This window comes from Pseudarthrobacter kochi, from assembly GCF_055412805.1.
Map to the genome: position 1 here is coordinate 196,477 of NZ_JBVAYV010000002.1, position 25,408 is coordinate 221,884.

21 protein-coding genes and 1 rRNA gene are annotated in these 25,408 nt (G+C 68.1%); 11 read left to right on the forward strand and 11 right to left on the reverse strand.

Annotated features, from left to right (window positions below; translation table 11 throughout):
* Positions 1-2 precede the first annotated feature (2 nt).
* Complete coding sequence (gene purN, locus ACZY0Y_RS02055) at positions 3-575, reverse strand: phosphoribosylglycinamide formyltransferase (RefSeq protein WP_463882846.1); 573 nt, start codon at positions 573-575, stop codon at positions 3-5.
* Positions 576-614: 39 nt separating this feature from the next.
* Here purN and ACZY0Y_RS02060 point away from each other — a divergent pair, with 39 nt between their 5' ends.
* Positions 615-1,043: a hypothetical protein gene (locus ACZY0Y_RS02060; protein WP_463882848.1), complete on the forward strand. Its 429-nt coding sequence runs from the start codon at positions 615-617 to the stop codon at positions 1,041-1,043.
* 13 nt (positions 1,044-1,056) lie between these two features.
* On the opposite strand, the gene ACZY0Y_RS02065 is transcribed toward ACZY0Y_RS02060, so the two are convergent.
* Positions 1,057-2,373 carry a cell division protein PerM gene (locus ACZY0Y_RS02065; RefSeq protein WP_463956631.1) on the reverse strand — a complete coding sequence of 439 codons (1,317 nt, stop codon included), beginning with the start codon at positions 2,371-2,373 and terminating at the stop codon, positions 1,057-1,059.
* A gap of 252 nt (positions 2,374-2,625) precedes the next feature.
* Between ACZY0Y_RS02065 and ACZY0Y_RS02070 the strand changes: the two genes are divergently transcribed.
* Positions 2,626-3,030, forward strand: a complete 405-nt coding sequence (locus tag ACZY0Y_RS02070; protein ID WP_463956609.1) for a DUF4383 domain-containing protein — start codon at positions 2,626-2,628, stop codon at positions 3,028-3,030.
* Between the two features lie 225 nt (positions 3,031-3,255).
* Here ACZY0Y_RS02070 and ACZY0Y_RS02075 read toward each other — a convergent pair whose 3' ends face one another.
* From ACZY0Y_RS02075 to ACZY0Y_RS02095, 5 genes are all read right to left on the reverse strand, one after another.
* Complete coding sequence (locus ACZY0Y_RS02075) at positions 3,256-4,569, reverse strand: MFS transporter (protein ID WP_463956610.1); 1,314 nt, start codon at positions 4,567-4,569, stop codon at positions 3,256-3,258.
* A gap of 106 nt (positions 4,570-4,675) precedes the next feature.
* Positions 4,676-5,782, reverse strand: a complete 1,107-nt coding sequence (locus tag ACZY0Y_RS02080; protein ID WP_463882852.1) for a phosphotransferase family protein — start codon at positions 5,780-5,782, stop codon at positions 4,676-4,678.
* Positions 5,779-7,017: an acyl-CoA dehydrogenase family protein gene (locus tag ACZY0Y_RS02085; RefSeq protein WP_463956611.1), complete on the reverse strand. Its 1,239-nt coding sequence runs from the start codon at positions 7,015-7,017 to the stop codon at positions 5,779-5,781. The genes ACZY0Y_RS02080 and ACZY0Y_RS02085 overlap by 4 nt, the downstream gene beginning before the upstream one ends.
* An 81-nt stretch (positions 7,018-7,098) precedes the next feature.
* Entirely contained in the window at positions 7,099-7,893 is a 795-nt protein-coding gene (locus ACZY0Y_RS02090; protein ID WP_463956613.1) for an SDR family oxidoreductase, read from the reverse strand.
* A gap of 2 nt (positions 7,894-7,895) precedes the next feature.
* Positions 7,896-9,605 carry a class I adenylate-forming enzyme family protein gene (locus tag ACZY0Y_RS02095; protein WP_463956614.1) on the reverse strand — a complete coding sequence of 570 codons (1,710 nt, stop codon included), beginning with the start codon at positions 9,603-9,605 and terminating at the stop codon, positions 7,896-7,898.
* A 265-nt stretch (positions 9,606-9,870) separates the two neighbouring features.
* Here ACZY0Y_RS02095 and ACZY0Y_RS02100 point away from each other — a divergent pair, with 265 nt between their 5' ends.
* A complete protein-coding gene (locus ACZY0Y_RS02100) occupies positions 9,871-10,416 on the forward strand; it encodes a TetR/AcrR family transcriptional regulator (RefSeq protein WP_463882886.1) in 546 nt (181 codons plus the stop codon).
* Positions 10,417-10,592: 176 nt separating this feature from the next.
* Positions 10,593-11,471: an HNH endonuclease gene (locus ACZY0Y_RS02105; protein WP_463882858.1), complete on the forward strand. Its 879-nt coding sequence runs from the start codon at positions 10,593-10,595 to the stop codon at positions 11,469-11,471.
* Positions 11,472-11,540: 69 nt separating this feature from the next.
* Here ACZY0Y_RS02105 and ACZY0Y_RS02110 read toward each other — a convergent pair whose 3' ends face one another.
* The gene (locus ACZY0Y_RS02110) at positions 11,541-12,128 is read right to left on the reverse strand and encodes a hypothetical protein (protein WP_463956615.1); all 588 of its coding nucleotides are present in this window, start codon (positions 12,126-12,128) and stop codon (positions 11,541-11,543) included.
* Positions 12,067-12,666, reverse strand: coding sequence for a phenylacetate--CoA ligase family protein (locus tag ACZY0Y_RS02115; RefSeq protein ID WP_463956616.1), 600 nt, complete (start codon positions 12,664-12,666; stop codon positions 12,067-12,069). The genes ACZY0Y_RS02110 and ACZY0Y_RS02115 overlap by 62 nt, the downstream gene beginning before the upstream one ends.
* Positions 12,667-12,913: 247 nt before the next feature.
* Between ACZY0Y_RS02115 and ACZY0Y_RS02120 the strand changes: the two genes are divergently transcribed.
* The 7 genes from ACZY0Y_RS02120 to ACZY0Y_RS02150 all read left to right on the forward strand — a co-directional run bounded on the left by ACZY0Y_RS02120 (position 12,914) and on the right by ACZY0Y_RS02150 (position 24,261).
* On the forward strand, positions 12,914-14,350 hold the full coding sequence (locus tag ACZY0Y_RS02120; protein ID WP_463956617.1) for a flotillin family protein: 1,437 nt from the start codon (positions 12,914-12,916) through the stop codon (positions 14,348-14,350).
* Positions 14,347-14,598, forward strand: a complete 252-nt coding sequence (locus ACZY0Y_RS02125; protein ID WP_498049656.1) for an NfeD C-terminal domain-containing protein — start codon at positions 14,347-14,349, stop codon at positions 14,596-14,598. The genes ACZY0Y_RS02120 and ACZY0Y_RS02125 overlap by 4 nt, the downstream gene beginning before the upstream one ends.
* Before the next feature lie 483 nt (positions 14,599-15,081).
* Positions 15,082-16,248: a glycosyltransferase family 4 protein gene (locus tag ACZY0Y_RS02130; protein ID WP_463956618.1), complete on the forward strand. Its 1,167-nt coding sequence runs from the start codon at positions 15,082-15,084 to the stop codon at positions 16,246-16,248.
* Positions 16,245-17,642, forward strand: a complete 1,398-nt coding sequence (locus ACZY0Y_RS02135; RefSeq protein WP_463882865.1) for a UDP-glucose dehydrogenase family protein — start codon at positions 16,245-16,247, stop codon at positions 17,640-17,642. The genes ACZY0Y_RS02130 and ACZY0Y_RS02135 overlap by 4 nt, the downstream gene beginning before the upstream one ends.
* 119 nt (positions 17,643-17,761) lie before the next feature.
* The gene (locus tag ACZY0Y_RS02140; protein ID WP_463956619.1) at positions 17,762-19,984 is read left to right on the forward strand and encodes an EAL domain-containing protein; all 2,223 of its coding nucleotides are present in this window, start codon (positions 17,762-17,764) and stop codon (positions 19,982-19,984) included.
* A 163-nt stretch (positions 19,985-20,147) separates the two neighbouring features.
* Positions 20,148-22,250, forward strand: coding sequence for a putative bifunctional diguanylate cyclase/phosphodiesterase (locus ACZY0Y_RS02145; RefSeq protein ID WP_463882869.1), 2,103 nt, complete (start codon positions 20,148-20,150; stop codon positions 22,248-22,250).
* Positions 22,251-22,425: 175 nt separating this feature from the next.
* Positions 22,426-24,261, forward strand: a complete 1,836-nt coding sequence (locus ACZY0Y_RS02150; RefSeq protein ID WP_463956621.1) for a putative bifunctional diguanylate cyclase/phosphodiesterase — start codon at positions 22,426-22,428, stop codon at positions 24,259-24,261.
* Between the two features lie 62 nt (positions 24,262-24,323).
* Here the strand turns inward: ACZY0Y_RS02150 and ACZY0Y_RS02155 are convergent, their stop codons facing one another.
* Both ACZY0Y_RS02155 and rrf read right to left on the reverse strand, forming a co-directional pair.
* Complete coding sequence (locus ACZY0Y_RS02155) at positions 24,324-25,172, reverse strand: SDR family NAD(P)-dependent oxidoreductase (RefSeq protein WP_463882873.1); 849 nt, start codon at positions 25,170-25,172, stop codon at positions 24,324-24,326.
* A 154-nt stretch (positions 25,173-25,326) separates the two neighbouring features.
* Positions 25,327-25,408: ribosomal RNA gene (gene rrf / locus ACZY0Y_RS02160) — 5S ribosomal RNA — on the reverse strand; the annotation flags it as partial.

Consider the following 25,408-nt stretch of genomic DNA (forward strand, 5'->3'; position numbering starts at 1 on the left):
GGTCAGGGCGTATGTGCAGCAGCCAAGGCAGCCAGGGTCGAGACCAGCAGGCGGCGCTCCACGACCTTGATCCGCTCGTGCAGGGAATCCTCGGATTCGCCCTCGGCAATCGCCACGGCCTCCTGCGCGATGATGGGCCCGGTGTCCACCCCGGCGTCGGCCCAGTGGACGGTGCAGCCGGTGACTTTCACGCCATAAGCCAGGGCGTCGCGCACCCCGTGGGCGCCGGGGAACGACGGCAGCAGGGCCGGGTGGGTATTGAGGTACTTGCCGCCGAACGCGTCGATGAAGTCCGCGCTGACAATCCGCATGAACCCTGACGACACGACGACGTCCGGAGAATACGCGGCTACGGCCCCGGTGAGCGCGGCGTTCCAGGCGGCCCGGTCGGGGTAGGCCTTGAAGTCCACCACGAAGGTCGGGATTCCGGCGGCGGCCGAGCGCTCCACCCCGTAGGTTCCGGGCCGGTCCGCGCCGACGGCGGCGATCTCGACGTCGAGCCTGCCCTCCTGAACGGCGTCGATGACGGCCTGAAGGTTGGAGCCGGTGCCGGAGACGAGGACTACGATGCGCATTGTCCTAGCTTATGGGGCCGCTCGCGTAGGCTGGAAAACATGAATCCCCCGAACGACTCCGCCGGCAGCCCGGGCAGCCAGCACCCGCTCAGCGACGCGGCCAAAGCCTCGCAGGCGAAAACCCACAATCTGTTCCGCAGCTTCATCGTGGCGGTGCTGGGATCGTTCTTCGTCTACCAGCTGGACATCAACTACCTCTGGCTGAGCGCACTCCTGACGGTGATCGCCATTGTGCTGGGCATCATGGTGCTGGTCCGGTACGCCAGGCTCAAGGAGTCCAAGCTGGTGCTGTTCGGGACGATTTCGGGGATGGTGGTCCTGGCCATCCAGGTGTTGCTGCTCCTGACCTCGGCGCTGTTCTTCACCCAGGTCCGGGACTACCAGCAGTGCAGCCGCCAGGCCCTCACCCAGCAGGCCGCCTCCATATGCCAGACCCAGCTGGAAAAGTCACTGCCGCAGTTCCGCTAGGCACGGGGCCGCGTCACAGGGAGGCCGACTCCAGGTCCGCTTCGCGCAGCTTCTGCTGGCGTTCCAGCCATGGTCCCGCGGCGTAACCGATCACGACGCCGATCGCCACCTCCGCGGCCACGAACAGTGCCGTGCGGAGCGGGTCGGGGCCAATCTCGGTGAGCCGTCCGATACCGGCGGATCCCCCGGCCAGCCAGGCCAGGCCTGCCGCGAGCAGGCCGGCGACGCTGCCGACCATCACGCCGAGCGACAGTGTGGAGACAGTGGCAGTGAACCAGCGGGCGTGGACCTTGATGGAGAGCCATTCGTCAAAGTGGTTCTCGCCTTCGCGCAGGAACCACCAGCCCGCCAGTGTTCCGGCGAGGACCGGCACCACCAGCGCGGCCATGCCGTAGTCCAGCGACCCGGCCGGCAGGGCCGCGAACACCGGGATCGACGGCAGCGGCCCGACCGCAGTGCCGAGCGCCCCGGTCTGGGAGCCGACGCCGAGCCCGACGCCCGCGCCGGAAGTCCAGGCGAGCGCGAACACTGCCAGGTTGGGCAGGAAACCGAGCTGCGCGATGGTGAGCACGGCACCTCCCAGGGGTCCGGCGTCGAGCGCTTCATAGACCGCGATCACGAGGTTCCAGTGGATGAACAGGGTGGCGGCGAGGAGGGCGCAGGACATCGCCAGGCTGGCCATCAGCGCCACGAATCCGGATTTGACCGCGGACCCGAGGTAGGAGCCTGCCCAGCGCGAATGCTGGCTGGTGCGGGAAAGCCAAGCGACGGCGTCGACGCCGATCAGGCGGCTCCAGGAGCCGGCTTCACGGCGCGCGCCAATCACCATGCCGAGCCCGAACGGAATCAGGGGGATGAGGGCGGCGGACCAGAGGCCCACGCCGACGTCGGGGGTGCGGCAGATGAAGCCGGTGGCCAGGCCGAAGCCGGCGTACATCAGCCAGGAACCGAGCAGCGCCTGCCAGAGCTGGTCGGTGTAGGACGCCCGGGCGAGCCGGCGGCCGGCGCGCCAGGCGAGCAGGAAGGGAATCAGGGTCAGTCCGAGCGGGGTAAGCGACAAGACGCCGGACTGCGGCTGGGCCGCCGAGCCCATGCCCGCGGTGTCCAGCAGCAGCGGGACGCCGTGGATCAGGAGCCAGGCCTGGCCGGCGAGGCGGGCCAGGGCGTCGGTGGCGCCATTCTGGAACCCGGCCGTGGCCCACACGGCGACAATCGGCAGGGCCACCGCCAGGGCTGAGATGATGGCTGCCTGCGCAGATTCGAGGGCCCCCTGCAGCCACAACGGCATCGGAAGTCCACGTTCCCCGGTCTGATCAGCGCGCAGTTTCATCGTGTTCCATGGTGCCATGGGCGGGGGTTCCTGCCCGGTGCGACAGGCTCAAAGTGCCGATTTTGGCAGGGATTCTGCCCCGTTCCAGGTAGAGCGCCCTCAATTCAACTGCGCCCCCTGCCGGCGCTTTTTTCCCTACTCCGCCGTAAAATTGGAGTGTCCGCAATCATTGGTTGGAGGCAGAAAATGACTACCGCATCTCCACATGCACACGGCGTTCACTTCGGACGGACAGATGTCCAGAACGTCGGCATGGGTGTAGGTATTGTCCTTCTAGTGGTGGGCATCCTGGGGTTCATCCCCGGAGTCACCACGCAGTACAGCTCGTTGGCGTTCTTCGGACCTGGTTCCACGGCCCTGTTCCTGGGCCTGTTCCAGGTATCCATGCTGCTGAACATCGTTCAACTCGCGATCGGCGCCACCGGCCTGGCCATGTCCCGGAACAACCCGATGGGTGCCCGGAACTTCCTCATGGGCTTTGGCCTGCTGTACATCGTCCTGAGCGTCTACGGGCTCATCGTCGGAGTGGGGTCGGCGGCCAATTTCCTGTCGCTGAACGCCATGGATGCCTGGGCCTTTGTGATCATGGGCGTAGCAATGGTAGGCGCCGGTTGGCTGATGTCGAGGCATCTGGCCGATGACGCAAAAACCCGGTAAGTGAACAACCGGGACAAAGGGAGCCGCGAATGAGTAACGTTTCATAGCAATCCGAAAATTCGTACTACCTGCTGGTGCAGTCGCCCCGCGGAAACGCAGCGACTGCACCAGCTTTCTTTGGTCAGTTTCTAGGGGTCGTTGCAGCATTTTCGGCAAATCGTTGCCCGCAAATCCACCGCCCGCCGCCCGCACCTCGCCGCTCCCGCAGACCCGCGGCCGCGGCACCTACGCGTCCTTGAGGTCGATGCCCTTGGTCTCGGGAAGCTTGAAGACCGCGAGGGCTGTGGCGAGGCACAGCACGATGATGTAGGCGCTGGAGAGCCAGCCCAGGCTCCAACTGTTGAACAGGGCGTTCAGGTACGGCGCCGTTCCGCCAAAGATCGCAACGGACAGGGAGTACGCAAAGCCGATGCCCTGGGTGCGGATCTTCGTGGGGAAGTTCTCTGACAGCACGGCGGCGAGCAGTGCCCCGGGGATGGCGACGATGCACAGGGCCAGCGTGGCTGCGACAGCAAGCGTCCAGCCGTCGCTTGTGATCATGCCCATGAGCGGAAATTGCGTCGCGACCATGGCCACGGAGAAGCCGATCAGCAGCGGCCGGCGGCCAATCCGGTCGGAGAGTCTCCCCCAGAACGGCAGGGTGATGAGGGCAATCGATTGTGCGACCACGGAGGCCCAGTACGCGGTCTGGGGATCCATCCCCCGCTGCGTGATGGCGAAGGTCGAGGCGTACGACGTCCAGGTGTAGTGCGCAGCGGTGATGCCGGAGGTCATGGCGATCATCAGCAGGACTGCACGCATGATGGTTTTGCGCGGGATAGGCGCAGTCTCAGCAGCTGCCGCTTTGGCTTCAAAGACTTCGCTCTCTTCCATACCGCGGCGAAGGTAGAGCGCAGCCAGGGCCAGCACGGCCCCGAGCAGGAAGGGGATACGCCAGCCCCATTGGGCCACACCGGCCGCGCCCAGAACGCTGGTCACGCCGCCGCCCACGACATACGCCAGCACCGAGCCGCCGAAAATGGCGACGAAGACGATACTCCCCCACTGTCCGCGTTTGGCCGGGGGTGCGATCTCCGCGATGTAGGTGTTGGCAGTGGCGGACTCGCCGCCGTGGGCAAAGCCCTGGGCAACCCGTGCCAGCAGCAGGAGCACCGAGGCCCAGATTCCCACCTGGCCGTAGGTAGGCATCAGCCCGATGAGGAGCGAGCCGCCGGCCATGATCAGCATGGTGGTGATCAGCACGAACTTGCGTCCGCGCTTGTCCGCGATCCGGCCGAACACGATGCCGCCCAGCGGACGCATCAGGAAGCCGACGGCGAAGACCGCGAGGGTGGAGAGCAGGGCCGAGACGGGGTCCTTGGAATCGAACATCGCCGCCGCGATGAACGGCGCAAAGACGGCGTAGGCGCTCCACTCGTACCACTCCAGGACGTTGCCGATGGTGCTGGCGAACATGGAACGGCGTTTTGATCGTTGATCGGGCAGAGGCTGCTGCGGCCTGGCGGGCGGGGCAGCCTCAAGTCGGATGGTGTTATCCATGGTGGTTCCTTCCCTACTGCGCTGTATGAGGAATGAGGGCTATGGGGCAATAACCGGGCATACGGTGGCGCCGCGTCCGGCGCCGGCCGGGCGGACGTAGAAGGGCCTACTTCAGGCGGGACGCGAGCCGTTCGGCGACGTCGAGCAGTTGCGGCACGCCGTGTTCCATGGCGGCGCCGAACCCGGTGTCCCCCGGACGTTCGCCACGCAGCCAGCGGGTGTGGATCGCCTCGCTGAAAATCGCGGCTTTCCACAGGGCCAGAGCCTGGTACCAGGGCAGGGGCGTGAGGTCGAGGGACATCCGCTCCTGGTACCGGTCGATCAGTTCCTGCCGCCGAAGGTACCCGGGAAGCCGGGTGACCGGCGTCAGTTCCATCGTGGTGAACGGCTCGTCGGCGTCGGCGTCGGCGTAGGTCGCGGTCAGATAGCCGAGATCTGCCAGCGGGTCCCCCAGCGTGGCCATTTCCCAGTCGAGCACGGCGGTCACGCGGGGCGGTCCGTCCGGGGCGAACATCAGGTTGCCGGTGCGGTAGTCGCCGTGGATCACCGAGGCACGCTGGCTCTCCGGGCGGTTTTCCTCCAGCCAGGATGCCAGGCGCCCGACGGCGGGCAGGTCCCGTGTGGTGTTGACGTCCCAAAGCGAGGCGAACCGGGCGACCTGGCGTTCAAGGTAGCCCTCGGGCCGGCCGATCCGGGCGATTTCGCCGCCGGAGACGTCCAGGGAGTGCAGGTCGGCGAGGGTGTCCACCACGGCCTCGCTCGTAGCCCGGCGCGATTCCGGGGCGTCAAGGTGCGCAGGAACGGTGTCGGTGAGGACCGTGCCGTTGAGGTGTTCCATCACGTAGAACGGAACGCCGAGGACGGAGTCGTCCTCGCACACCGCAAGAATGCGCGGCACGGGCATCCCCAGCGGTGCGAGGGCCAGCTGGATCCGGGCTTCCCGCACCATGTCGTGGGTGGACTTGGGCAGCGGCGGCCGGGGTCCGCGGCGGAGCACGACGTCGGCCCCGTCCCGGCGGATACGGAAGGTCACGTTGGACTGGCCGTCGCCGATCCGCTCCCACTCGAGCGCACCGGCGCCCAAGCCCGCCCCGTCCAGGAATGCGCGGACGTTGTCCAGGATGAGCAGCGGCGGCCGGGTCAGCGCGGCTGCCTGGTTTGGGCGTTCGACGACTTCGGGCTGGGCCTCTCCCGTGACCTCCGCGGGCTTCATGATGCGGCTCCGTCGGGGAACCGGGCAGCGCCAAGGAACGCCTCGCCCCCGGCAACCGCCCGGCGCCGCTGCGAGGAGGCGCGCCGCGAGATGGCCCACTTGTGGGTTTCATTGGCGCCGTCGTAGATCCGGAACGGACGGACTTCGGCGGCGTACTGTGCCAGCGGCAGCCCGTCGGACACGCCGTCGCCCCCGCAAAGCTGGATGGCGCGGTCGATCACCCGGAACACGGCCTCGGAGCAGTGCACCTTGGCGATCGAGGACATCGCGGAGCCGGCTTTGGGGTCGGAGACGAGCAACCCGGCGGTCTTGGTGATGATCGCGTCGGAGGTTTCGATGTCGATGACGGACTGGGCGATCATCTCCTGGGCGATGCCGAGCTGCGCGATGGGGGATCCGAAGATTTCCCGGGTGTCGGTCCGGTCCAAGGCGATGTCCAGCGAGCGCCGGGCCAGGCCAAGCCAGCGCATGCAGTGTGTGAGCCGGGCCGGCCCCAGCCGGACCTGGGCGTACTTGAAGCCGAGGCCGACTTCGCCGAGCACCGCCTCAGGCCCGACCCTGACGTTGTCGAAGTGCAGGTTCGGATGCCCGCCGGCGATGGTCCGGTCAATGGTGTGGATCGGGTTGCCCAGCCGGACGCCCGTGGCGTCCATGTCCACCAGTAACATCGTGGCGCTGTCCTGGCCCGTCCCGGCGTCCGGCGTCCGCGCCATGACGATCGCGAATCCGGCGTGTTCGGCCCCGCTCGTGAAGCGCTTATCACCGGCGATGATCCAGGAATCACCGTCGCGGGTCGCGGTGGTCAGCAGCCCCGCGGGGTCCGACCCCGCGCCCGGGTGGGGTTCTGTCATGCCGAAGCAGGAGAACGTGTCGCCGGCGGCGAGCGGGGCGAGGTAGCGCCTTTTCTGCTCCTCGGTGCCGATGATGTTCAGCATGTGCATGTTGCCCTCATCGGGTGCCATGCAGTTCAGCACGGCCGGCCCGATCGGGGAATAGCCGGCTTCCTGGAAGACCGGGGACCACTGGTCCACGGGCAGGCCCTGGCCGCCAAAGGCCACGGGGACGTGCGGGGCGAACACGCCGGCGGCTTTGGCGGCTGCGCCGAGTTCGCGGCGGAGCGCGTCGTCCAGGCGTTCGCCTGGCCGCGGCTCGGCGGGGATCACGACGCTGCGGATGAAGTCGCGTGTGCGCAGCCGGAGGTCGTCGACGGCGGGGGGCAGGGAGGTTTGGTTCATGGGAGGTCCTTTCGGGCCGGAAGAGCGGCAGTGCGGCAGGGCAAGCGCTGAAATGCGGAAATGTAGAAACGCGGGCAGGTGCTAGGCGGTTCCGCCGGCGGTCAGCAGACCGCCGTCGACCGTGAGGATCTGGCCGGTGATCCAGTCGGCGTCCGGGGAGGCGAGGAAGGCGACGGCGGCGGCAACGTCGTCGGGCACACCGAGCCGTTTGAGCGGGTAGTGCCCGGCGACCTCCGCTTCCTTACCCTCGTAGAGCGCCTTCGCGAACTGGGTTTTGACGACGGCGGGGGCGACGGCGTTGACCCGGACTTCGGGACCGAGCTCGACGGCGAGGGTGCGGGTCAGGTGGGATACCGCCGACTTGCTGATGCCGTATAGCCCGATCCCTTCGGAGGGGGTGTCGCCGGTGACGGAGGAGATGTTCACGACGCAGCCGCCGCGGTCGCGGAAAGCCAGCCCGGGGTGGGACAGCGCCCCCTGCACCCAGGCGAGGGTTCCGATGACGTTGACGTTGAAGACCTTCCGGGCGGCATCGAGGTCGAGTTCGGCCAGCGGACCGTAGACCGGGTTGATCCCGGCGTTGTTGACCAGGATGTCCAGGCCGCCGTTTTCGCGGGCAATCAGGTCGAAGACCGCCTGCTGGTGTCCGGCGTCGTCCGCTTTGCCGGCGACGCCGAACGCGGTGCCGGCGGGGAAGGCGGCGACGGCGTCGTCCAGGGTTTCCTGCGTCCTGGCCGTCAGGATGACCCGGGCGCCTTCCGCCGCGAGCCGGCGGGCGATGGCCAGGCCGATGCCGCGGCTGGAGCCGGTCACCAGGGCGGTCTTGCCGTCGAGCCGGCGGGGGATGGTGGGCTGGTTCTCGTTGTGTCCGGTCACGTTCAGTCCTTCAGGTTCAGGCCGCGGAGTTCCCGCCGCTGGATCTTGCCGGTGTGTGTTTTGGGTAGATCGTTCAGGATGTAGAGCCGGCGGGGGTACTTGTAGGCGGCCAGCCGCTCTTTGGCGAAGGAAATCAGCTCGGCGTCCGTGGCGTGCGCGCCGGCCTTCAGCGAGACGTAGGCAACCACCGCCTCGCCGCTGTAGCTGTCGGGCTGGCCGACGACGGCGGCTTCGAGGACTGCCGGGTGCTCGTAGAGGGTGTCTTCGACTTCCCGGGGCCACACTTTGTAGCCGGAAACGTTGATCTGGTCCTTCATCCGGTCCACGAGGTAGATCCAGCCGCCCGCGTCCATGATGGCGACGTCCCCGGTGCGCAGCCGGCCGCCGGGAATCGCTGCCGCAGTTTCTGCCGGCTTGTTCAGGTAGCCCGGGGTCACCTGCGGCCCGCTGAGCTCCAGCTCCCCCGGCCATCCGGGCGGAACCGGTTCGCCGTCCAGCCCAATGACGCGGGCCATGAGGTTCGGCAGCGGAACGCCGATGGCGAGCGTCCCGCTGCCGGCGTCGACCGGTGCCACCGCGCCCGGCGGCACGGCGATCACGGCAGAGGCCGTCTCGGTCATGCCGTACACGTTGTGGATGTACTGGCCGAAGCGTGCCTGGAAGGTTGCAACCGTGGCCGGCGGGATTGGCGCTCCGCCGGAGTAGATGTACTTGAGCGTCGCGAACTCCGCGGCCGTCGCGTGGGCCAGGTCCAGGAGCGCATTGAAGACCGTGATGGACCCGATCACATGGGTCACGCCGTGCCTGCTGAAGGACTCGAGGATAATTTCCGGCCGGACCCGGTTGATGAAGACCAGGTTCACGGGATGGATGAGGGCGGTCACCGCGGTGGCCACCGCACCCGTGATGTGGAAGAGCGGCGCGACGGCGAGCACGACGTCCCCCGGCGCGAGATCCTGCCATTGCGCGTAGCCCGTTGCCACGGTCAGCACGTTCCGGTGGGTTCCCAGGGCACCCTTCGCGGGGCCGGTGGTTCCCGAGGTGTAGGTCAGCAGCGCCACGCTGTCCCCGGTGAGCGGCGGCGGGACCGGAACCTGGCCGGAGCGCCGCTGGAGGATCGAACGCAGGTCCTCGTCCGTGCACTGCTGCCGGTCCGGGGAGACCCTCGGGTCCGGGGAGACCCTCGGGTCCGGGGAACCGAAGACCCGCGGATCGTCCTCGCCCTGGAAGTCCAGGTCCGAGGTGGTGATCGCCCAGTCGACGCTGCTGCCGCGGAGCGTCCCGGTCACGGCGTCAAGTTCGCTGTCGAGGCACACAATCCCGACGGCGCCCGAGTCGTCGATGATGTTGCGGAGCTCTCTTCCCTTGTACATCGGGTTCAGCATCAGTGCCGTCCCGCCGGCCTTCCAGATCGCCAGCATGGACAGGGCGAACTGGGGGATGTTCTGCAGGTAGATGCCGACGGCACTCCCCGGCCCGACGCCGCGCTGTTGAAGTTCGACGCCGAGTGCGTCGGTGAGCGCGTCGACGTCGGACGCGGACAGCGACTGGTCGAAGTAGGTGACCGCGGTGGCGTCCGGTGCACCGCTGACCCGTTGGGCCCACGCTTCGTTAATCGTCCGGGCGGCGGTGGTCCGGGCGGCCTGCTCGATGAGGGGCCGGACGCCGTCGGGATACAGGGCGGTCCAGGGGCGGGCTACGGTTTCGTTCACGGCGATAAGTCTCTTCTTCGTTGAACAGAGGACAGTGAGCTTTTTGTGACTTGGACTACTTTACCGAGCGCTCGCTCGGTCTCATCGAATATAGTGTAGATACACAACTACGGCAAGGGGTCACGGGGATATGGGCGGACAGGGTCTCACGCATTCAACGGCGTCGGCCGGGGCAACGGGTACAGGTCTTCCGGGGCAGGCGGGCGCAGGCGGAGGGTGGCAGGATTTCTCTCCCCCGGCGCTCCGTCCGGCCCTGGCAGCAGCCCTGGCATGCTTCATGGAAAACGGCTACCACGGGACGACGATCCGCCAGGTTGCCACCCGGGCAGGCTTGTCAGTCCCGGGCCTCTACCACCATTTCCCGTCCAAGCAGGCACTGCTGGTGGCCCTCGATGCCGAAGCCATGCGCGAGCTCTGGAGCCGGAGCACGGCAGCCCTCGCCGACGGCCCGCAGTCAGTGCTCGACCGGTTCGACCGGCTGATCCGCTGCCTCACGCTGTTCCACGCGCACCGGGGCGAACTCGCCTTCATCGCGCTCAGCGAGATCCGCAGCCTCGAAGGAACGGCACGGGCCGAGCACATTGCGGCCCGCGACCGCCAGCAGGCCCTGCTGAGCGGAATCATTGACGACGGCGTGGCCGCCGGGATCTTGGATGCCCCGCACCCGCGCGAGACCAGCCGGGCCATCACCACCATGTGCACCGGCGTGGCCCAGTGGTACCGGATCGACGGCGAGCTCACGCCCGAGGAACTTGCGGACCGTTACGGCCGGCTGTGCCGACTGACCGCAGGGGCATCCGCCGGCCGCTGATGTCGCCTATCGCCGCGCCCGCCGCGCCCATTCACCACAAGTGGCCGCTATTCACCCCCGATTAGCGGCCAGTCACCACAAGTGGCCGCTATTCACCCCCGATTAGCGGCCACTTGCGTCCAATGGCCGAACCGCAGGCTTCCACTCGCGCGTACCACTCCTGCGAGAATGGCCAGATGACCGCCATCATCCTGGGCTGGAACCCGGACCACTGGAATGACTGGACCTACACGGACGCTTTCGGGCGCGTCGCCGGGACCGGGCTGTCGCTTCACCCGTGGAGCGTGGGCCGCCACACGGCTGTCCCCGCGGGAACCGACGCCTGGCTGCTCCTGCAGGGCGACCATGGCCGGGGACTGGTCGGCCACGGCGTCGTGGCCTCGGACGTGGCCTCGCTGCCCGGATCCGACTCGCCCGTTGCCAGCGACGGCACCCCGGGCCCGGCCAGGATGCTGGTGCAGGTGGCGTTCGACGCCCTCCTGCCGCCCGGGGAGCAGATCGCCGTCGAGGTTCTCGAGGATACCCTGCCCGGGATCGCGTGGGGTGCCGATGATGTCTCCGAGCTGATCGTGGAACCGGCCGATGAAGCGACGATCAGGGCCCTGTGGCGCGATTTCGGACCCCAGCCCGGCCCGGACCCCACCCAGCCCGTTCCCGGCACCTACCCGCAGGACGCGGTAACGCGGGTCGAGGTGAACCGCTTCGAACGGGACTCCGACGCGCGGCGGGCCTGCATCGCGCACCACGGCACCAATTGCGCGGCCTGCGGGTTCTCCTTCGAACAGAAGTACGGCGGGATCGGCGCGGACTTCATCCCGGTGCACCATCTCGTCCCGGTATCCCTGCTCGGCAGCAGCTACGAACTCGACCCCATTACGGACCTCGTCCCGCTCTGCGCCAACTGCCACGCCATGGCCCACCAGGGGGTGAGCACTCCGCGGACCGTGGCCGAGTTACGCCGGATGATCGCCGACGCCGGGTTCCTCCGCGGCTCCATCGTCACCGTAGAACAGCTCGAAGCCCAGCGGCAAGCGCGGGAGCTCCTGGGACCGTAGTTGGCCCGCACCGGCATAGCCGTTTAACCTGGGCCTCCATCACCGCGGCGTCCCGGCAGCGGTGCGCGCTCAAGCGGACCAGACCTGACGGAACTTGCCGCTGCGGTCGGGCTGGGGAGGCTCATCGGCATGTTCGATGGCAACCGCTCCAGTCCCTTGGGCGGCGAAGAAGCTGCCCAGTCGCTCCTCGACTGCTGTCCGCACATGTGCCCTGTCGGCGTCCGGCGCGACCTCCAGCCGCAGGCACAAGCCCGCCGGGCCGGTCCGGATCGCCTGGAACCGGCGTACTCCGGCGGTCTCCTCGATCACCGTGCCCAGTGCCAGCGGCAGGACGGTGACCGTGCCGCCGCCGGGCGCCCCGAAGACCAGCACGTCTCCGGAACGGCCTTCGATTTTCACTGCAGGAAAAGGACTGCCGCAGCGGCACGGAGATGTTGCCAGCGTGACCCGGTCGCCGAGCTCGTAGCGGATGATGGGCTGCACCCGGTTGGCCAGGTTGGTGACCAGCACCGTGTGGGAGGTGGCGCCGGCCGGGACCGGCTGGTAGTCCGCGTCCACCGGCTCGAGGATGTACCAGTCAGTGTTGACGTGGAAGCTACCATTCCGGCACTGGCTGGTCAGGGCCGGGACTTCCGAGGAAAGATAGCGTTCGGTCACCCTGCAACCGAGCTGCGCTTCGATGGTGGCGCGACCAGCGGCGGACAGGTTTTCGCCGGAGCTGATGGCCAGGACTGGGCGGATCCGCAGCCCGGACCAGAGTCCTACGCTCGCGAACCCGCACCACCAGGTTGACCACGACCCACGAGAACCGGTCGTGAACCAGGATGGCCGGCTCCCCGGTGGTGCCGGACGTGGTCACCACCAGGTATTTCCCGCGGTAGGACCTCCCAAGCTGGGAGAGGTCAGAGAGCAATTCCGACTCCAGCCTCGCCAGGGTGATGTGTGGGTCCTTCACCCAGTCGTCGAAGTTCTCCATCAGTTCCCGTTTGCCCGCCCGGGGAAGCTGACGCGGATCCGTGATGTCGTCCGGCACGTCCCGGTACAAGCGGCGGTAGTAGGGCGAAGCTGACCGGGCAAACTCCACGAGGTCCGCCAGCCGGGCCCGCTGCCGGCGGGCGATCCCTTCCGGGCCGCCGCGCTCAGCCCGCCAAATGTCCCAGGCGACGCCGATCATCGTTCCGGATACGCCGCGCATCGCGAATCCCTCCCCTGAGCAGCACCACGGCCCCTCCCCACCATTTCACGGCCGCGAGTGCCGCTACAGGGGCTTTCGTCCCCGCATCATCCAATCGCTGGACTTTAGGTCGCGGAGCGCCTAAGACTGTCTACATCAGCTGGGTTGGCGGCCCCGCACTTCCGCATTCACGTCCGGCCGGGTTCTTTCGGCGGAGCGGTTGGGGCCGTGCCGCAACACCTTTTCCAGCATCGTGAAAGGACCTGGTATGCCGGATTTTTCAGTATTCTTCCCGCTATTTGCCACTCTCATCGGCGCGGCCATTGTCATCGCCGTTATTTGGCTGACCACAAAACTGATGTGGAAGGTGGCTGAGCCCAATGAGGCCCTCATCATCTCGGGGCTGACGCGGGGAACCCTGGAGACCAGGGAGGGAATGGACTTCAAGATTGTCACCGGCAAGGGCGCGCTTGTGTTTCCCGGGCTGCAGACCGTCAGGACCCTGTCCCTGACCCTCAATGAAACCGAGCTCAAAGTCTCCTGTGTGACGTCGCAGGGCATCCAGGTGATCGTCGAAGGTGTCGTCATCTACAAGATCGGGGACGCCCCTCCGTTTATCGCCAACGCCGCGCGGCGCTTCCTCGGCCAGCAGCCGAAAATGGAAAGCCAGGTCTACAACGTTTTCGAGGGGCACCTGCGTTCCATCATCGGCAGCATGACCATGGAAGAAATCATCCGCGAGCGCGACAAGCTCGGATCACAGGTCCGCAGCGCCAGCGGTGTTGAAATGGAAAAGCTCGGGTTGGTGGTCGATTCGCTCCAGATCAAGGACCTGCAGGATCCCACCGGCTACATCGAGAACATCGCCAAACCGCACATCGCCCTGGTCAAGATGGAGGCGCGCATCGCCGAGGCCACCAGGAACCGTGAGGCGGCCGAAAAGGAAGCCGAAGCGGAGGCACTGATCGCGGACGCCCGGAGCATCTCAGCCATCCGGCAATCCGAAGCGCAGGCCAACGCCGAACGGGCCAAGGCTCACGCCGCCCAGGCCGGCCCCCTCGCCGATGCGACGGCCCGCCAGCAGGTGGTGGTCCAGGAGACTGAGGTGGCCAAGCTTGAGGCGGACCGGGAGGAACAGAAATTGCAGACCACCGTCCGCAAGCCCGCCGATGCCAAGGCCTATGCCAAGCGCACCGATGCCGAGGGCCAGAAGTCCGCCGATATCAGCGCCGCCGAGGCCCTGGCCCGGCGCACGGAGCTCGAAGCTGAGGTCAATGCCAGGCGCACGGAACTGCAGGCCAACGCCAATGCCACGGCGGCGGCAGCTGCGGCCGGGGCCACCCGGGTTACCGGTGAGGCGGAGGCGGCGGCCACGAAGGCCCGCGGCGATGCTGCTGCCTCGGCGATCAAGGCCAAGGCGCTGGCCGAGGCGGACGGCATCAAGGCACGCGCCGAGGCCCTCGGCACGAACCAGGAGGCTGTTATTTCGCAGCAGCTGGCGGAAAACATGCCGGCCATCATCGCGGCAGCAGCGGAACCGTTCGCCCACGTCGGACAACTCACCGTCCTCAACGGCGGCGAGGGCATCAACCGCATGATCGGCGGAATCCTGGCCCAGGTGGGCGACTACCTCCCCGCTCTCAGGTCCGCTCTTAGGAACGGCCGGGATGATTCAAAGGGGCCCGCGAAAGCTCCGGATGCATGATGCACAGGGACGTTGACCGCAGCCTCACCGGCAGGATCGGACGGGTGACCGGACGCATCGCGCCGGGCACCATCGGCGAAGTGATGCTGCCGTTCCGTGGCGGAACAAGCGCCTTCCACGCCCACCCGTTCGACAAGGCCAGCGTCTTCGCGGTGGGTGAGGAAGTGCTGGTCATCTACTACGAGCCGCCACAAACCGTTTACGTTGATGAGCTGCCGGAGGTCCTGAGGAAGGACACCCGCGGATAGAAGCGCCACACGGAGTACGGCACACTCGGCGGGTTGTCCGCCTTCCAGGGACGCTCCGAGGCCTCGACTTGGCGGCCATCTCGGGTAAATCGCGCGGCTCCCGGGCGTGCAGCCGGACCTGCCCCCGGTGGACATGCTCATTCTTCGTGGCAACGAGAGCGCACATAGGCATTATGTCCAGGCCCTGGCCCGGCAGGAGGGCATGTCCAGCGGACGGGGTGGCCCGAGCCCAAACCAGCCTTGCGCCGCGGACCTGCCCGGTGGACATGCTCATTCTTCGTGGCAACGAGAGCGCACATAGGCATTATGTCCAGGCCCTGGCCCGGCAGGAGGGCATGTCCAGCGGACGGGGTGCCCCAGGGGCGCCACGCATCCCCGTCCCGCCCCGCATCCCCGCCCCAACCACACCCCGTTAACCCACTCTTCCCTCCCCCGCCATACGCCCACCCCCGCGCAGAAAGCCTGCCCCCGCACTGTGGAGGGGTGAGGATCGCAATTGTCGCCGAGTCATTCCTGCCGCTCATGAATGGGGTAACCCACTCGATCCTGCGGGTCCTGGAGCATCTGCAGGAGCGCGGAGACGAGGTGCTCGTGATCGCGCCGTCCACGCAGGACACGGAGGCCCCCACCGAGGTCTCCGGGGCGCATGTCCACCGGCTGCCCTCGGTTCCGCTGGCCGGCTACGCGAACGTTCGAGTGGCGATGGGCGGTGTCTATCGGGTCAAGCGAATCCTTGCCGACTATGCACCGGACGTGGTCCACCTGGCGTCGCCGTTCGTGCTCGGCTGGCGCGCGGCACAGGCCGCCCACCAGCTGGGGATCCCCACCATAGCCATCTACCAGACCGAGGTCCCCGCCTACGCCGGGCGGTACGGCGTGCCCTTCCTGGAGAACTGGGCCTGGAACCGGGTGGAGAACATCCACCTGCTGGCATCCCGGACCCTCGCCCCCTCCAGCTTCGCGCTGAACCAGCTCCGCGGCCGCGGCATTCCGCGGGTCGAGATGTGGCGCCGCGGCGTGGACACCCAGCGGTTCTCCCCGGAGAAGCGCGACGCCGGGTGGCGGGCCGCCGTCGCCCCGGCCGGCGAGCGCATCATCGGCTACGTGGGCCGGCTCGCGGTCGAAAAGCAGGTGCAGGACCTCGCCGTGCTGGCCGATGTTCCCGGAACCCGGCTGGTGATTGTGGGCGACGGGCCGCAGCGGCATGCCCTCCAGGACGCCCTGCCGGACGCGGCCTTCACCGGGTTCCTCGGCGGCGAGGAGCTGGCCCGCGCGGTGGCGTCCTTCGATCTCTTTGTGCACCCCGGCGAGTTCGAGACCTTCTGCCAGACCATCCAGGAGGCGATGGCCTCGGGCGTGCCGGTGGTCGCCACGGGCCGCGGCGGCCCGCTGGACCTCGTCGAGAACTCCCGCACCGGCTGGCTGTATGAGCCGGGCGACCTCGGCGCGCTGCGGTCCCACGTCATGGACCTGATGGGCGACGACGCCAAGCGCCGCGCGTTCGCGGCAGCCGCCCACGCTTCGGTCCAGGGACGGACGTGGTCCGCCCTGGGTGCCGAGCTGGTCCAGCACTACCAGGCGGTCCTCGCCGCCGACATGCCCCCGACAAGCCCTACAGCCAGTACCAATCCCCAAGGAGTCGCCCTGTGAGAATTTCCGTGATCGGCTGCGGTTACCTCGGAGCCGTGCACGCGGCCACCCTCGCCTCGATGGGCCACAGCGTGGTCGGGATCGACGTCGACGCCGCCAAGGTGGACCAGCTGGGCCGCGGTGCGGCGCCGTTCTTCGAGCCGGGACTGGACGAGCTCCTGCGCGACGGCATCGCCTCCGGCCGGCTCAGCTTCTCCACGGAATTCTCCGACGCCGCCTGCGCGCAGCTGCATTTCCTCTGCGTGGGCACACCGCAGTCGAAGACCTCCGACGGCGCCGACCTCAGTTACCTCGTCGCCGCCACGGAGGCGCTGCTCCCGCACCTGGCCGACGGCGCCGCCGTCGTGGGCAAGTCCACCGTCCCGGTCGGAACAGTGGACATGCTCAGCGGCGTGTTGTCCCCCCGGCCGGACGTGCTCCTGGGCTGGAACCCCGAATTCCTGCGCCAGGGCACCGCGGTCAAGGACTCCCTGGTCCCGGACCGCCTGGTCTACGGCGTCCCGGAGGACGGCACCGCGATCACCGCAGCCCTCGACGCCGTCTACGCGCCCCTGCTGGCCGCCGGGATTCCGCGGCTGGTCTGCAACTTCGCCACAGCGGAACTGATCAAGTCGGCGTCGAACGCGTACCTTGCCACGAAACTCAGTTTCATCAACGCCATGGCCGAGCTATGCGACGCCACGGGCGCCGACGTGAAACAGCTGGGCGCGGCCATGGGCCTCGATCCGCGGATCGGCAGCCGGTACCTCCATGCCGGTCTGGGGTTCGGCGGCGGCTGCCTGCCCAAGGACATCCGCTCCCTCCGGGTCCAGGCCGCGGGGCTGGGGGTGGATTCCGTGGACCAGTGGATGGACGTCGTGGATTCCATCAACCGGGACCAGCGATCCCGCACGGTCGGGCTGGCCCGGGAACTGTGCGGCGGCCAGCTCGACGGCCGCCGGCTCACGGTGCTCGGCGCGGCCTTCAAGCCGGACACGGACGACATCCGGGACTCCCCTGCCCTGGACGTCGCCCTGCAGCTGGCGGCGGCCGGCGCCCATGTCACGGTGACCGACCCTGCCGCGATCAACAACGCCTGGCTGCGCTACCCGCAGCTGCGCTTCGAGCCGTCCACGTCCCAGTCGCTGGAAGGGGCGGAACTCGTGCTGCTGCTCACCGAGTGGGACGAGTACGCCTCGCTTTCACCCGCCGACGCCGGGACCCTGGTCCGGCGACGGACGCTGCTGGATGCCCGGAACGTCCTCGACGCGGCCGTCTGGGAGGCGGAGGGCTGGACGGTCCGCGGCCTGGGCCGCGCAGCCCGTGCGACGGCCACCGGTCCCAAGACCACCAGCACCGGCCCAACGAACCCCGGCCCGGCCCGCCTGAGCCCCGCGGGATACCGGCCCGCCTGACCCGCCATCGCCGCAAAAACCCGGCATCCGAAACCGGGGCCCCCAAAACGCCGCACCCCCGGCTTGGACGCGGGCCGGCGGCGGGACCCCTATGATTTCCTGAGGGGAGGGCTTGATCAATGGCATACCGGTGGTCTCATATTTTCACGGCAGTGGGCCGCGTGAGGGCTTCGCCGCACCCTGCCCCAGCCGTCGAGGCGGTGCTGGAATCCAGCCCCGACGCCATCCTGGTGATCACCGAGGACGGAACCATCCGCTTCGTCAACGCCGCCACCGAGCGCATGTTCGGCTACTCCCGCGACGAGCTCCTGGGCCAGGACCACCGGATGCTCCTCGCCGAAGGCTTCCGCAGCGGCCTGCAGCGCATCTTCTTCGCCCTCCGCAAGGACGCTGACGCCGGCCCGGCCACCGCCGCCGCCACGGCAGCCCCCGCCGCCCCCGCCTTCCCCCCGGTCGAGGCCTACGGTGTCCGCCGGGACGGCACCGAATTCCAGGGCGAAGTAGCCTGCTCGCTGCTGGCGGAGGACAACGCCGACGCGCCCATCAGCATGGCCGTCGCCGTCCGGGACACGTCCCACCGGCTTGTCGCGGATGCGGGACTCCGGGAAGCCATGTCCCTGCTCAGCGCCACGCTGGAATCCACGGCCGACGGCATTCTGGTGGTCGGCGGGGACGGCCGGATCGCCAGTGTCAACAACCAGTTCGTCTCCATGTGGGGCATCCCGCGGGAACTCCTGTCCACCCAAAACGACGACGCCGTCCTTGGCTTCGTCGTGGACCAGCTGGCGGATCCCGCGCAGTTCATGGAGAAGGTCACCGCGCTCTACGCCGATCCCACCGCGGAAAGCCACGATGTCCTGGACTTCCGCGACGGCCGGACGTTCGAGCGCTACTCCCGCCCGCAGAAAGTCGCGGACCGGGTGGTCGGGCGCGTCTGGAGTTTCCGGGACGTCACGCCGGCCCGGACCGCGCAGGACAAGATCACCCAAGCCATGGCCGACCTCGCCGAGCAGGCCGCGCAGCTCAAGGCCCTCGCGTTCCAGGACCCGCTGACCGGCCTGTCCAACCGCCAGCTCTTCAACGACCACCTCGCGGCAGCGTTGCGCGGGCCGTACGGGACCGCCGTCGACGTCCTCCTCCTGGATCTGGACGACTTCAAGGAGGTCAACGACATCCTGGGCCACCACGCCGGCGACCAGATGCTGATCGAGGTCGGCCGGCGGCTGCGCGAGTGTGTCCGCCCCAACGACGTTGTAGCACGCCTGGGCGGTGACGAATTCGTGGTGCTGCTGGTCGGCTCGCTGGACCCCGAGGCAGTGGCCGAGCGGATCGTCGACTCCCTGCGGGTGCCGCTCTGGCTCGAGGGGACCATGCTGCGCCCGAGCCTGAGCCTGGGACTGGCGTCCATCCACGAGGACGTCGTGGACGCCTCCGAGCTGCTGCGCCGCGCCGACGTCGCGATGTACGCGGCGAAAACTGCCGGGAAGAACAGGTACCTGCGGTTCCGGCCGGAGATGATGAAGTCGCTCGTGGAACGCACCGAGCTGGAGGCCGGGCTGCGGGTGGCCGTGGACGCCGGCCAGATCGCCGTGCACTACCAGCCGATCGTCTCGTCCCGGCTCGGCGTCGTCGTCAAGGTTGAGGCGCTGGCCCGCTGGGTGCGCGACGGCGAAACCGTCCCGCCCGAGCAGTTCATCCCGGCGGCGGAGCGCAGCGGCCTTATCGTCGAGATCGGCACCGAGGTGCTGCTGAAGGGCTGCACCGAGTTGAAACCCTGGCTCGCGGAGGACTCCTCCCGCGCACTGGCCGTCAACGTCTCCGGGGTGCAGCTGCAGCATGGGGACTTCGCGGAGCTGGTGCAGGCCGTCGCGCGGTCCGCCGGCGTGGATCCGCGCCAGCTGGTCCTGGAAGTCACCGAAAGCGTCTTCTTCGACGACGACTACCACGTCATCCAGCAGCTCACAGCCCTGCGCAAGGCGGGCGTCCGGGTCGCCCTGGACGACTTCGGTACCGGCTACTCCTCGCTGGGCAGGCTCCAGGGGCTGCCCGTGGACACCCTGAAGATCGATCAGTCCTTCACCTCCATGATCCGCACCGGCGAGGAGAATCTGCCGATCCTCAGCTGCATGATCGCCATGGCCCACGGCCTCGGCCTGACCGTCACGGCCGAGGGTGTGGAGACGCCCGCGCAGGCCGAATACCTGATCAATCTGGACTGCGATTGGCTGCAGGGCTTCCTGTTCTCCGCCGCCGTTGCCCAGCCGGCCCTGGCCTCCGCCATCGACCGGTCCGCCAACGCGTTCGCCGCCTTGCGGGGGGATCGGGTCGCCGGGCACCGGTGACGCGGCGGAAACGCTCGGGTAACGCCCCGTGACGCGGCACGTTCCAGTGCCCGGGTACTGGACACCGGCGAAACGGACCCTATGATGCAGGAAGCGCATTGTCCCGGGCCCCGGCCCGGACAGCCATCAACACACCATCCGTCGCTTGGGGGCCGGTATCGCCGTGGGAACTGGGATTGAAGAGAGCCTGCTCGAACAGGGCCCCGATGCCTTCTTGCTGCTGAACGCGGTCGGAAACATCGTGTATGTGAACACTGCAGCGGAGCGGCTCTTTGACTATCAGCGCGAACAGCTGCTCGGCGCCGGGCACAACATCCTGCTCTCCGAGGACGAGCGCGGCGGCTTCCTGCGGATGTTTGGCCGGCTGGGCCGCGGCAGCGCGGCGGGCCGCCGGCCGTTCGCGGCGGCAGGCCGGCGTCGGGATGGCAGCGAACTACCGCTGGAAATCACCTGCTCGCTGGTAACGCTCGGCGACGGCCCGGCGATGGCGGTTGCCGTCCGGGACGGCAGCCACCGGGAGGACACCGATTCGGGCCGCCGCCTGGCGGTCTCGCTGCTCGACGCGACGCTGGAAACTACCGCCGACGGGATCGTGGTGGTCTCCACCGAAGGCATGATTACCGGTATCAATGACCAGTACCTCAAATTGTGGGGCATGCCGCCGGAGCTGATCGCGGCAGAGGACCCGACGGCGTTGGTCAGGTTCATCTCCCAGCAACTGCTGGATCCGGAATACTTCCTGCGGAAGGTCGCGGAACTGCACGCCGACAGGGCCCGGCAGAGCCACGACGTGCTGGAGTTCACCGACGGCCGCACCGTGGAGCTGAACTCCCGTCCGCAGAAGGTCGCGGACGTGATCGTGGGCCGGATCTGGAACTTCCGCGACATCAGCACGCGGCAGCGCGCCCAGGACCAGGCCCGCCGTGCCATGGAGGAGCTCGCCGAACAGGCCGACAAGCTCAAGGAACTCGCCTTCCAGGATCCCCTGACAGGGCTGGCCAACCGGATGCTCTTCAACGAACGCGCCGCCGACGCGCTGCTGACCCCCGGCCCGGTGCACGTGCTGCTGCTGGACCTGGACGACTTCAAGGAAGTCAACGACGTCCTGGGCCACCACGCCGGGGATGAAATGCTCGTGGAGATCTCCCGCCGGCTGCAGCAGTGCGTCGGGCCGCACGGCACCGTGGCACGCCTTGGCGGGGACGAGTTCGTCGTCCTGCTGGTCGACTGCAACGATGCCGACACCGTGGCCCAGCGGATCGTGGCCACCCTGAATGCCCCGGTCTCCATCGAAGGCACCCTCATGCGGCCGGGCCTGAGCCTGGGCGTGGCCTCGCGCGGCTCCGGGACCATGACGTCCTCCGAGCTGCTGCGGCAGGCCGATCTGGCCATGTACGCGGCCAAGGAGGCGGGCAAGAACTGTTACGTGCATTTCCGCCCGGAGATGCTCGCCGCGCTGCTGGAGCGCACCCAGCTGACCGCCGGCCTGCGGCGGGCCGTGGAACTCGGGCAGATCGTCGTGCACTACCAGCCGGTCGTGTCCACGGAGAAACTGGAAGTCGTGCAGTTCGAGGCCCTGGCCCGCTGGCAGTGGGAAGGCCAGCTGGTTCCGCCGGATGAGTTCATCCTGACCGCGGAGCGCAGCGGCCTGATCCGGGACATCGGTGCTGACGTGCTGCGGCGCAGCTGCACCGAGCTGCAGCCCTGGCTTGCGGAAGACCCGTCCCGGTCGCTGGCCGTCAACGTCTCCGGCGTGCAGCTGCAGCACCCGGACTTCGCCGAGCGCGTCCTGGATATTGCGGCGTGGAGCGGTGTGGACCCGCACCAGCTGGTGCTGGAGGTAACGGAGAGTGTGTTCTTCGACGCCCACTGCCAGGTCATTACCCAGCTCGTGACCCTGCGCGGGGCCGGGGTCCGGGTGGCGCTGGACGATTTCGGCACCGGCTATTCCTCCCTCGGCCGGCTGCAGGAACTCCCGGTGGACGTCGTCAAGATCGACAAGTCCTTCGTCTCCATGCTGCGCACCGGGGCGGAAAAGCTGCCCATCCTGACCTCCATGATCCACATGGCCCGCAGCCTGGGCCTGAAGGTCACGGCGGAGGGCATCGAAACCCCTGAGCAGGCGCGATACCTGATGGACCACGGCTGCGATGCCCTGCAGGGCTTCCTCTTCTCCCGCCCGCAGCCCGGGCCCCGCCGGGAGAGCGGCATCCGCAGCGCGGCCGCCGCCATTGCCGCGCTGGAAGGTGTCCGGCTGCCCGCGTAGCATCACGCGCCCGGCGACGCTGCGGCCGCCGCCGGAAAAGACACATTAATCGGCACGGCATGACGCGTATCACTGACGGCGCCCGCACCACATATGATTCAGTGAGCGCAGCCCGCTTTGCTCTCCGCAACGCTGGCTGCCACTTCACATCCGTCGCTTGGGGGGCAGGCAAAACATGGAACCAGGACTCGCACAACTACTGCTGGAGCACAGCCCGGATCCGCTGTTGCTGCTCGCTCCGGACGGGTCCATTTCCTTCCTGAACGCCGCCGCCGAAAACCTCTTCGGCTACTCCCGGGCCCAGCTGCTGGGCGCCGATTCATCCCTGCTCCTGGCCGAGGCCTCCCGCGAACCCTTCCACGGCGTGCTGTCCGGCCTCGGCGCGTCCGCGCCCCGCTCCGGCCAGCCGTTCGCCGGCTCCGGCCGCCGCGCCGACGGCACCGAAGTCCCGGTCGAGATCACCTGCTCCCTGCTGCCGCCCGACGCCGGTAGCGGCTCGCCCGCGCGGTCCGTCGCGCTCTCGGTCCGCAGCGCCGGTCACCGTCCGGATGTGCCGTCCGGGAGTGGTGCTGCCGGGAGTGGCACTGCCGGGACCAGCACTGCCGCCAGCCAGGGCAGCGCCGGAGCCGCCGAGGAAGCCGCAACGCACCGCCGTCGGACGCTTGCTGCCTCCGCGGCCGTTCCCGCCGCCTTCGCCGCGCACGATGACCAGTTGCGGGCCGGGGTGCTCCGTGATCCGCTGACGTCGCTGCCCAACGGCACCCTCTTCAACGAGCGGCTCGCCGCGGCGCTGCGCCGGCCGGACCCGGTGGACGTGCTGCTGCTGAACCTGGATGACTTCAAGAACCTCAACGACATGCTGGGCCGTTCCTCCGCGGACGAGCTCCTGGTGGAGGTCGCAAGCCGGCTGCGCAACTGCGTCCGGCCGCACGACACGGTGGCCCGGATCGGAGGCGACGAATTCGTGGTGCTGCTGACCGAATGCCTCAACGCCGACGCGGTGGCCAAGCGGATTTGGGAGTCCCTGTACGAGCCGGTGCGCGCCGGCGGCTCGCCGATCCGGCCCGCCGTCAGCATGGGCCTGGCCTCCCGGACCGCCGGGACGCTCGACGGCGCGGAGCTGCTGCGGCAGGCCGACGCGGCCATGACGGCGGCGAAGACCGGGGGCAAGAATGCCTGGCTGCGGTTCCGGCCGGAGATGCTGAACACCGTGGCGAGCAAGGCCGAAGGCCAGGCCGGGCTCCGGCAGGCGGTGGAGCTGGGCCAGATCTCGGTCCATTACCAGCCTGTGGTGAACCCCGGGCTCGGGGCGGTGGTGCAGTTCGAGGCGTTTGCGCGCTGGGAACGGCACGGCCGACTGGTCCCGCCCAACCAATTCCTTCCCGTGGCCGAACAGAGCGGCCTGATCCGCGAGATCGGCGACGAGGTCATGCGCCGGGCCTGCGCCGAAATCCGGCCCTGGCTGGCCGGCGACGCCGCGTACAGCGTCGCGGTGAACGTCTCCGGCCTGCAGTTCCAGAACCGCGACTTCGCCACGGACGTGCTGGCAATCCTGGCGTCCACCGGCGTGGATCCGCGCCAGCTGATGCTGGAACTGACCGAGAGTGTGTTCTTTGAGTCGGACTCGGACGTGCTGCGCCAGCTCCGCCAGCTGCGGGCGGCCGGCGTGCGGATTGCGATGGACGATTTCGGCACGGGCTACGCGTCCCTGGGCCGGCTTAAGGAACTGCCGCTGGACAAGGTCAAGATCGACCGCTCCTTTGTGGCCATGATCAAGACAGGCCAGGAACACCTGCCGTTCTTCGGCACCATTATCATTGCCGCGCATGACCTGGGACTGAAGGTCACAGCCGAGGGCATCGAGACTCCCGCCCAGGCCCGGTACCTGATGGAGCGCGGCTGCGACTCCCTGCAGGGCTATCTGTTCGCCAAGCCGGCCCCGGCCAGTGAACTGGCCGGGACCATGGAAAGCGCGCTGACGGCGATCGACAAGGTCGACGCCGCACGGTAGCCCATGCGGCGCTCCCTCAGAACCGGCAGGACCAACAGCGACGCTTTACGAGCAGGATGTCGTTACGCCGGGGAGTCCAGCTTGTCGACGTCCTGTGACACCATCGCCTCGCTGCGGTCCCACAGCTCCCTGGCGATTTCCGCGTCGTACGCCAGCTTGTTGGCCTTAGCCAGCGCGCGCTTCGCGTAGTAGGCGCCGGAGATCCAGTCCTGACCCGGCGTGGCCGTGGCGAGCCACACGAGAGTGTCCGCGCCCTGTTCAGGGCTCAGCATGAACCTGTTGAGGAAGCTCCGGTACACGAAGCGGAACGGGCTGGTGGTGTTGGCGGCGAAGTTGGTGGCCACGACGCCAGGGTGGAAGGCTGCGGTCGAGATCCCTGCTGCGTGGTAGCGGTTGTTCAGCTCCGCGGTGAAGAGGATGTTTTCCAGCTTGGCGTTGCCGTACGCGAGGTTGGCGGAGTACTTGTTCGCTACCTCAAGGTCGTTGAGGTCCAGCTTGCCGTAGAGCGAGTTTGCGGCGCTGGAAGTGTTGATGACGGTGGCGTTGCTGGCCGTGAGCACGTCGAGTAGCTCGGTGGTGAGCAGGAACGGGGCCAGGTGGTTGATCTGGAAGGTCTTCTCGTGGCCGTCCACGGTGAGCTGGCGCCGGCCCATGATGCCGCCGGCGTTGTTGACCAGGACGTCGATCCGCGGGTACTTCTCCTTCAGCTGTGCGGCGAGGTGGCGCACCTGTGCCAGCTCGGCGAAGTCGCTGACGAAGCAGTCCGCGCCGATCTCCGTCGCGATCCGCTCGGTCTTCTCTGGGGAACGCCCGACGACGACCACCCGCTCCCCCTGTTTGCTCAGGGACCGGGCGGCCGACGCGCCGATGCCGTCGCTGGCTCCGGTGATGACAATGGTCCGTGCGGTCATGAAGGAGTCCTTTGTGCGGAAGCGGTTATCGGGCTGTCGAATCGAGCCTACCGAACCACAACGACGCCGGGTGGACCAACGTTCCCATTGTGGTTTGGGGTTAAATGCGGGAGGACCCCCAACTGTGTTGGGGGTCCTCGACCGTTTAATGATGTTCCGGCGGTGACCTACTCTCCCACACCCTCCCGGGTGCAGTACCATCGGCGCTGTGGGTCTTAGCTTCCGGGTTCGGAATG